This window comes from Sphaerochaeta sp. (genome assembly GCF_050256055.1).
Classification (GTDB): Bacteria; Spirochaetota; Spirochaetia; order Sphaerochaetales; family Sphaerochaetaceae; genus Sphaerochaeta.
The window spans coordinates 43605-50876 of record NZ_JBFWIJ010000023.1 but is presented as its reverse complement, the minus strand read 5'-3'; the positions used below and the strand labels follow the sequence as shown (position 1 = coordinate 50876).

The following is a 7272-nucleotide window of genomic DNA, read 5'->3' as shown; positions in this document are numbered from 1 at the left end:
CCCGTTTTCGGCATAAACACTACAAAGACAGGTAATAGGAAATGAGATGAATCCACATACTCATTTCCTATTTTTTTTGTTGTTTTTCTGACAGGCGTGATTGCACAACCAAAAACCTCCCTGTTCAAAAAATCACTGCATAGCTCACGAATATGAACCATACCGACATTGACAGACCATATACCCCGTTTTACTGTGACAATGAAAGTGTTTTCCAGCCCTTCAGCATAGATTCGTCAGGAGGTATGCAACATGTGGTGGGTATTTGTGGTACTGGGAATAGTCTTGATGATTCTGGAAATCATAACTCCTGGATTCATCATCATGTGGTTCGGGGTTTCGTTCATCATCGCAGCAATACCGGCATACTTCCATGCACCTTTCGCTGTCGTCCTGAGCACCTTCACCCTTGCACTCCTTTTGCTTACTGTATTTGTCCGACGGATATTTGTAGGCAAATTTAGCGGTAAGAACCGAACGGATACCAATACAGCGGCCCTCATCGGGGAACAGGGTGTCATCACCGAAACCGTTGATGGCGTACATGCCACCGGAAAGGTACGGGTCCATAGCGAAATTTGGTCGGCCCTTTCCGATACCGGAGCGATCATCCCCGTGGGCATGCAAGTGCGTGTCCTTCGTGTTGAAGGGGTGAAACTTGTAGTGGAACAGAGGTAAGTCATGGAAGAATATTACATTTTGATTGCAATCACTCTTTTCGTGGTACTCATTGTGCTCAAAGGCATCAAGCAGGTTCCCCAAGGCCAGGCCATAATCATTGAACGGCTGGGACGTTATGTCCGGACCCTGGAATCAGGCATCAATTTCATCATTCCCTTTCTTGATAAGAAACGTGTAGTCAAACACCTGAATTACAAACAAGAAGGCCTTTCTCCGTACTGTGTGGATCTACGGGAACAAGTGTATGACATCCCATCGCAATCGGTCATCACCCGTGACAACATCAACCTTACCGTCGATACGCTCATATTTTATCAGATCATAGAACCCCATAAAGCGTTATATGAGATCAGCGATCTCATCATGGCCATCCGCGAGCTTTCACGAACGACCATGCGTAATGTGTTTGGAGAAATGGATCTCGACACCAGCCTTTCCTCGAGGGATACCATCAACCAAAAACTGCGGGGAATCCTTGATGAAGCCACCGACAAATGGGGAGTGAAGATACTGAGGGTGGAAATCCAGGACATCGTGCCTCCGAGCGATCTGAAAGAAGATATGGAACGGCAGATGCGTGCCGAACGTACCCGTCGTCAGGAAGTTACGATTGCAGAAGGGAAGAAGCAGGCTGCAATCCTGGAAGCGGAAGGGAACAAGCAGAGCCTTATCCTCAATGCGCAGGGCGAAGCCGAGTCACGAATCATGAAGGCCGAGGCGATTAAATCGGAGAAGATCCTGCTCGCTGAAGGAGAAGCCGAGTCAATCAGGCTGGTCCAACTCGCCAAAGCTGTCGGCTTGGATGCAGTACGAAAGGTCTATGCAGAGCAGGAAGGAGCCAACAACCTGCTGATGACCGAGGTGCTTCGGTCCCAGAATGAAATTGCCAAGGATATCGCCAATGGATCGAGCCAGAAAATTTTCCTTCCCACGGAATTGGCAGGATTGTTCGGTTCAATCAAAGGGATACAAGAACTGCTATCGATGCGGGATGCAATCCCGAAATCCGTTTCCAAGGAATGAAGGGATCAAGGGATTTCCCCTCCATGCATCAGTGGGGCGGCCAGAGCAAACGGCCGCCCTTTTTGTGTTGCAGCACTAAAAACCGTGCGTCCGGCATTGGTATGACAAGGGACACTTCTTCCCACAGACTCAATAATTTCCTACAAATTCACTATATTTAACCCTCTTGAGCTCATACCCAATCTTGCATGCTTTTTGTACGTAAATCCCAACTTTGTACTGAGTATATTTATTGTATTTTATGTATGGTGTACAAGATACATATACGGAGCACCCTCATGTTCATACCAGAAACGGATACCCTAATTTGCCTAGAACACTACATGAAGGCTACTCACGTCTTATGAAAGAAGTAGGCATAATCTTACAGGCATGAACTTCAAAACAACCTCTTTTTATCAGTTTTTATGCTAAAATATAAAGTTTATTCTCAACTCCTGCAAATTCTTGTGCCACTTGTCATACATATTCCCCACCAGATAAAACATATGCACAATTCTAAAATACTAGTATATAGGCACTTGGATCAACTTATCCGTCAGAAAGACTTGTCACGTGTCCTAATTTTAAGAAAAATCAGTTCAGACATAGTCATTGTCATATGCGATAAGTCCTTTCAATATAAGAAAAAATGTGTAACTTTTTGATTGACAGCTGATTTGGGGCATGCTTAACTGAACCGGAAAAATCAAACAATTTTGATTTGGAAATGGTTACAAAACGAATACATCTGAATACTCAGGTTATTCATCTAGAGAGGATGCCAACTCTAGAAATCTCTGTCATTTCTCTGGAGGTAGAACACGATGAAGGAAAAATCGAACTTATCCGTGGGTGTCGATCTCGGAACCTCAAACCTTCTCATTTATGTCGAAGGTCAAGGAACCCTGTTCAATGAACCGTCAATCATTGCAATCGACAAGGCAACCGGCAATGTGGTCTCGGTAGGGAATGAGGCTGCCAAATTGGATGGCAAAACCCACAACAAAGTCGAAGTTGCAAGACCAATGCAAGGTGGGGTGATCTCGGACATCCAACTGATTCGGGAAATCCTCTTGTTCACCTTGGATAAGATATTCCTGTCCAACTTGGCATCCATCAACAAACTGTTGATCTGCATACCCTCCGAAATCACCAATACGGAAAAAGAGGCCATCGTGGAACTTGGCCATGGACTGGGCATACAGAACACAGAGATTGAGGAAGAAATCAAAGCTGCAGCCATGGGTTCCGGGATCGACATCTTCGCTCCACGCGGGCACATGGTCATTGACATCGGTGGCGGTACTACCGACTTCGGAATCCTTTCCCTCGGGGAAGTGGTCCTCTCCAAATCCATCAAGGTCGCCGGTGATTTCTTCGACAGACAGGTTATCGATCACGTCAAGACCGTACACAAACTGGAAATCGGCAACCAAACCGCCGAAAAGATTAAAATCGCCCTTGCTTCCTTGACTGGTCCCCTTCCTTCCGACGAAGAAGGCAACCCCTTGATCTTCCAGGCCATGGGCCGGGATTTGGTCAGTGGTCTTCCTCGCCAAGCCCTGTTGAACACGGAGGAAATCCGGGAAGTTTTGCTGAACTGTTTCGAACCGATCAAAGCGGTATTGCTTGCAACCTTGGAGGAAACCCCTCCTGAACTCGCAGGTGATCTGGTGGATTCAGGCATTCTGCTTACCGGTGGATGCTCACAGATTCCCGGCATCAAGGAATACTTTGCCGAGATCGCCCATATCCCGGTGTATCTCTCTGAGGTCCCCCTCACCGCGGTAATCGATGGATGTAAAAAAATGCTCAAGATGACGAACAAACATTTTTATAGCGAAGTATAGGAAGGTTTAACAATGAGTGCAGCAATCGTGAACGATAATCATGGTCTGGGAATTGACTTGGGAACAGCCAATCTTCTGGTATTCCTTGAGAAAAAAGGGATCATTTTCAATGAGCCTTCGGTAATTGCATTTGACCGGGAATCTGGCAAAATCGTTGCCGCCGGTGAGGATGCCCATAAAATGTTGGGAAAAGTACATTCCAAAATAGCAGTGGTGAAACCACTTCGAAATGGGGTCATCTCCGACATGCGAGCCGCAAAAGCCCTGCTTACCTACGTACTGGGCAAGATTGAAAACCTTACGGAGAAAAACCTGTCGAAGATCACGTGTGTGATCTGCTGTCCTTCGGAGGTGACGAAGATAGAACGGGATGTCATGGTCGACCTGGCTGCGAAAATGAACATAACCGACGTATTCATCGAAGAGGAGATCAAATCAGGAGCCCTTGGTTCCGGAGTGGACATCTTCAAGTCAAAAGGGGTGATGGTCGTCGACATCGGCGGAGGCACCACGGATGTGGGGGTCATTTCCTTCGGCGATATCGTCATCTCTCGTACCATCCGAAAAGCCGGCAGCTTCATGGATGATGAAATCTGTAAATACGTGAAGAAAACCCAGAGTGTGGAAATCGGAGAATTGACAAGCGAACGGATGAAAATCGAATTGGGTGATCTGCACGAGAATGCAAAATCGGTGGTTAACAAATACGCCGGACGGGATATGGTGAAAGGCATTCCCAAGTGGGTCATGCTCTCAACCCAGGAAGTTCAGACGGTCCTCAATCCGGTATTCGAGGAAATCGTCAAACTCATCGCCGCGGTGCTCAAGGACACGCCCCCTGAGTTGTCAGCTGATATCTACAAGCATGGAATCCTGCTCACCGGAGGCTGCTCGTTGATCCGAGGGATTGAGGAATTCGTACAGAAGCGTATCCAAGTTCCTGTGCGAGTGGTCCAAAATCCGCTTACCTGTGTGGCTGAAGGCACGAAGTATTTACTCAAGAACCGCGGAGATTATCTGGTGAATCCGCTTCAACTGTAGGAGATGAGCATCATGGCACTAAGCATTCGCAAACAAGAGAAAGACAAAGAGAAAGAAAATAGCGCTACCTTGGGAAAGAATATCGGCATCGACTTGGGAACCGCCAATATCCTGGTCTACGTCGAGGGGGAAGGAATCATCACGAACGAACCTTCCGTCATCGCCTTCGACTATGAGACCAACGAGGTCATCGCGACCGGAACCATGGCCGCCAATATGATCGGCAAAGGGCACCATGGCATCAAAATTGTCAGTCCGCTGAACCAGGGGGTCATCTCCGACATAGAGGCGACAAAGAAACTCATTGAAATGTCCCTGCACAAAGTGGAGAATATCCACATCGATATTTCCGCATCAACATTGCTGCTCTGCTGTCCTTCTGAAGTAACCCAGCTTGAACGCGATTCCTTCATGGACCTGGGCAACAAGCTTGGGGTGAAAGAAGTATTCATCGAGCAGGAAGTGAAAGCAGGGGCCATCGGCTCTGGCTTGGATATCTTCAGCAGCAACGGTTCGATGATCATCGACATCGGCGGAGGATCCACCGATATCGGAGTGTTGTCCCTGGGGGATATCGTTGTCTCGGAATCGAACAGGATCGCGGGCAATTATTTCGACAACGAAATCATGAACCATATGCAGTACGTTCATGGACTCTTGATCGGCAAGAAAACCGCAGAACGAATCAAGATGGAAATCGGATCCCTGCACGAGACCATCGAGAATCCCCGTGAGACCTGGGCAAGTGGACGAGACGTGGTAACCGGATTGCCGAAGAAAATCACGGTCACGGAAACCGAAATCCGGGACGTACTGGTCAAGCCGTTTGAATCCATCGCAACCATGGTTCTGAAGGTCCTGCAGAATACCCCGCCGGAACTTTCGTCCGACATCATCGTAAACGGCATCTACATCAGCGGCGGCGGAGCCTTGATCGATGGCGTGGATGAATTTCTGCACAAGCGTGTTGGGATGGACTTCTACATTTCCAAACGTCCGTTGACTGCAGTGGTGGATGGAACAAAACTCCTGCTGAAGAACCGCGGCAGCTATTTTGTAAAACCCACCGACTAACCGCTTCAGTCTGAATTGTTTCCAAACGGGCCTTTCTTTCCTTTCATCGCTTGGGAAGAAAGGCCCTCTTCCAAAATCAGCAGCATCAATCGAAACGAGGTAACGTCGTGAACCGAAACTACATATACAGTATCGCTTTGCTGGGTTTGTGCATGATTGCATTTCTGCCCGATGCGTGGAGAATGACGAACTTTCCCCTCTTCATCGGTATAGGGCTGGTGCTCATAGTCGGAACATCACACCTTGCCCAGCGGAACCATATACGAAAGGCTACATTCTTCTCACGATTTGAGACTACGCAGGCGAGGCTGGAGGACCATTTCTGCCTCTACATCACATTGCAATCAAAAGGACTCTTTTCATCCTGCGTCAATCAACAAAGCCTTGAAACCATCCACGGCCGAATCAAGACGGAACTGGATCACTATTTCGGCACCTCCAATGTCCAGGTGGTGGGAAGCGACTCATTCGCCGTCCTGAGGGAATTTCCCGCCTCTCTTTGCACCCATGATGCTGAAAAGACCGAATACCAGACGATTGTCGCCCAAACGATTTCCGAGAGGATTGCACGCATTCTCCAGGCCCCTGCCTCTGATACTCCCCCGCAGTTCTCCCAAGTCATAGGATGTGCAGCATCAGGAATCCGCTATCGGATGGAGAGTCTGGAACAGCTGATGGATCTGGCCTATTACACTGCAATGCAGGCAAAAGCGAAACAGTGCAAGCTCCTGGTTGCCGATGAACGAATCAGGGCTCGGAAACTCGATATCGATGAATGCAAGCAAGGCTTTCTCTCCCCTACTTGGAGCAATGAGTTCAATCCATTCTTCCAACCGATCATCGACTCCAAGTCATTTGAAGTCATCGGGGTGGAAAGCCTTGGAAGATGGCAGCTGGGAGGTTTTCGGGTGCTGAGCGCCTCCATCTTCAAGGACATCGCGAGCGAGTTGCAGCATCTCGCGCAGATTGACACGATCATCATCCAAAAAACGTTCAGCATCATCCGAAGCTACATGCTCTTGCGCATCATTCCCTACTCCTTCAGGATCGTCGTGAATGTAAGTGATGAAAGCCTGACTCCATCATTCTGCACGTTTTTAGAAGAACTTACCGCCAATCATGGTCTGAATCCGTGCCAAATTGAGTTGGACGTCAAGGACACCGCCTTGAGTCTTCCCCAATCAGCACAAACCATCCAAGCATTGCGGGAAAAACAGTTCCGCATTTCCTTGGATGTGTTCCACGAGACATCCTTTGATCTCCATGCACTTCTCTGTGCGGATTTTGACACCATCAAGTTTGATTTCTCCACATATGAGCTTCCCTTGCGCACCGTATACACAGCGCTCAAGGAAACGGCAAGCACCTTGGGGATTGAAGTACTGGCAAAAGGGATTGAATCAAAGCAAGTGATGGATACGGCCATCGCCTTGGATTGTGAATATGTTCAAGGCAATTATTTTACTCCACCGATTCCCGAACCAACCTTCGGCATATTCATGAAAAAATACCAGCAGGGTTTATATCTCGATTCATCGCTTGGATGACGTTCAGGCCACCTTCTCTATGATCCAGATGGCGACATCCTCATACAATACACAAGAATCGCTCCCCAGCTTCC

At 48.0% G+C, this 7272-nt stretch carries 6 protein-coding genes; all 6 read left to right on the top strand.

Annotated elements, in window-relative coordinates; genetic code table 11:
• Nucleotides 1–252: 252 nt before the first annotated feature.
• Nucleotides 253–678 carry an NfeD family protein gene (locus AB7C91_RS10005; protein ID WP_332446373.1) on the top strand — a complete coding sequence of 142 codons (426 nt, stop codon included), beginning with the start codon at nt 253–255 and terminating at the stop codon, nt 676–678.
• 3 nt (nt 679–681) lie between these two features.
• Complete coding sequence (locus AB7C91_RS10000) at nt 682–1704, top strand: SPFH domain-containing protein (RefSeq protein WP_428591101.1); 1023 nt, start codon at nt 682–684, stop codon at nt 1702–1704.
• 806 nt (nt 1705–2510) lie between these two features.
• Complete coding sequence (locus tag AB7C91_RS09995) at nt 2511–3536, top strand: rod shape-determining protein (RefSeq protein WP_428591098.1); 1026 nt, start codon at nt 2511–2513, stop codon at nt 3534–3536.
• Between the two features lie 12 nt (nt 3537–3548).
• Nucleotides 3549–4577 carry a rod shape-determining protein gene (locus AB7C91_RS09990; protein ID WP_332446376.1) on the top strand — a complete coding sequence of 343 codons (1029 nt, stop codon included), beginning with the start codon at nt 3549–3551 and terminating at the stop codon, nt 4575–4577.
• A gap of 12 nt (nt 4578–4589) precedes the next feature.
• On the top strand, nt 4590–5651 hold the full coding sequence (locus AB7C91_RS09985; RefSeq protein WP_332446377.1) for a rod shape-determining protein: 1062 nt from the start codon (nt 4590–4592) through the stop codon (nt 5649–5651).
• A 152-nt stretch (nt 5652–5803) separates the two neighbouring features.
• Nucleotides 5804–7198 (top strand): EAL domain-containing protein, encoded by a 1395-nt coding sequence (locus AB7C91_RS09980; protein WP_332446378.1) that lies wholly within the window; start codon nt 5804–5806, stop codon nt 7196–7198.
• The last annotated feature ends 74 nt before the right edge of the window (nt 7199–7272 follow it).

Coding starts and splice junctions, on each gene's coding strand:
- AB7C91_RS10005 (WP_332446373.1), top strand. CDS start 253: ATGTGGTGGGTATTTGTGGTACTGGGAATAGTCTTGATGATTCTGGAA.
- AB7C91_RS10000 (WP_428591101.1), top strand. CDS start 682: ATGGAAGAATATTACATTTTGATTGCAATCACTCTTTTCGTGGTACTC.
- AB7C91_RS09995 (WP_428591098.1), top strand. CDS start 2,511: ATGAAGGAAAAATCGAACTTATCCGTGGGTGTCGATCTCGGAACCTCA.
- AB7C91_RS09990 (WP_332446376.1), top strand. CDS start 3,549: ATGAGTGCAGCAATCGTGAACGATAATCATGGTCTGGGAATTGACTTG.
- AB7C91_RS09985 (WP_332446377.1), top strand. CDS start 4,590: ATGGCACTAAGCATTCGCAAACAAGAGAAAGACAAAGAGAAAGAAAAT.
- AB7C91_RS09980 (WP_332446378.1), top strand. CDS start 5,804: ATGATTGCATTTCTGCCCGATGCGTGGAGAATGACGAACTTTCCCCTC.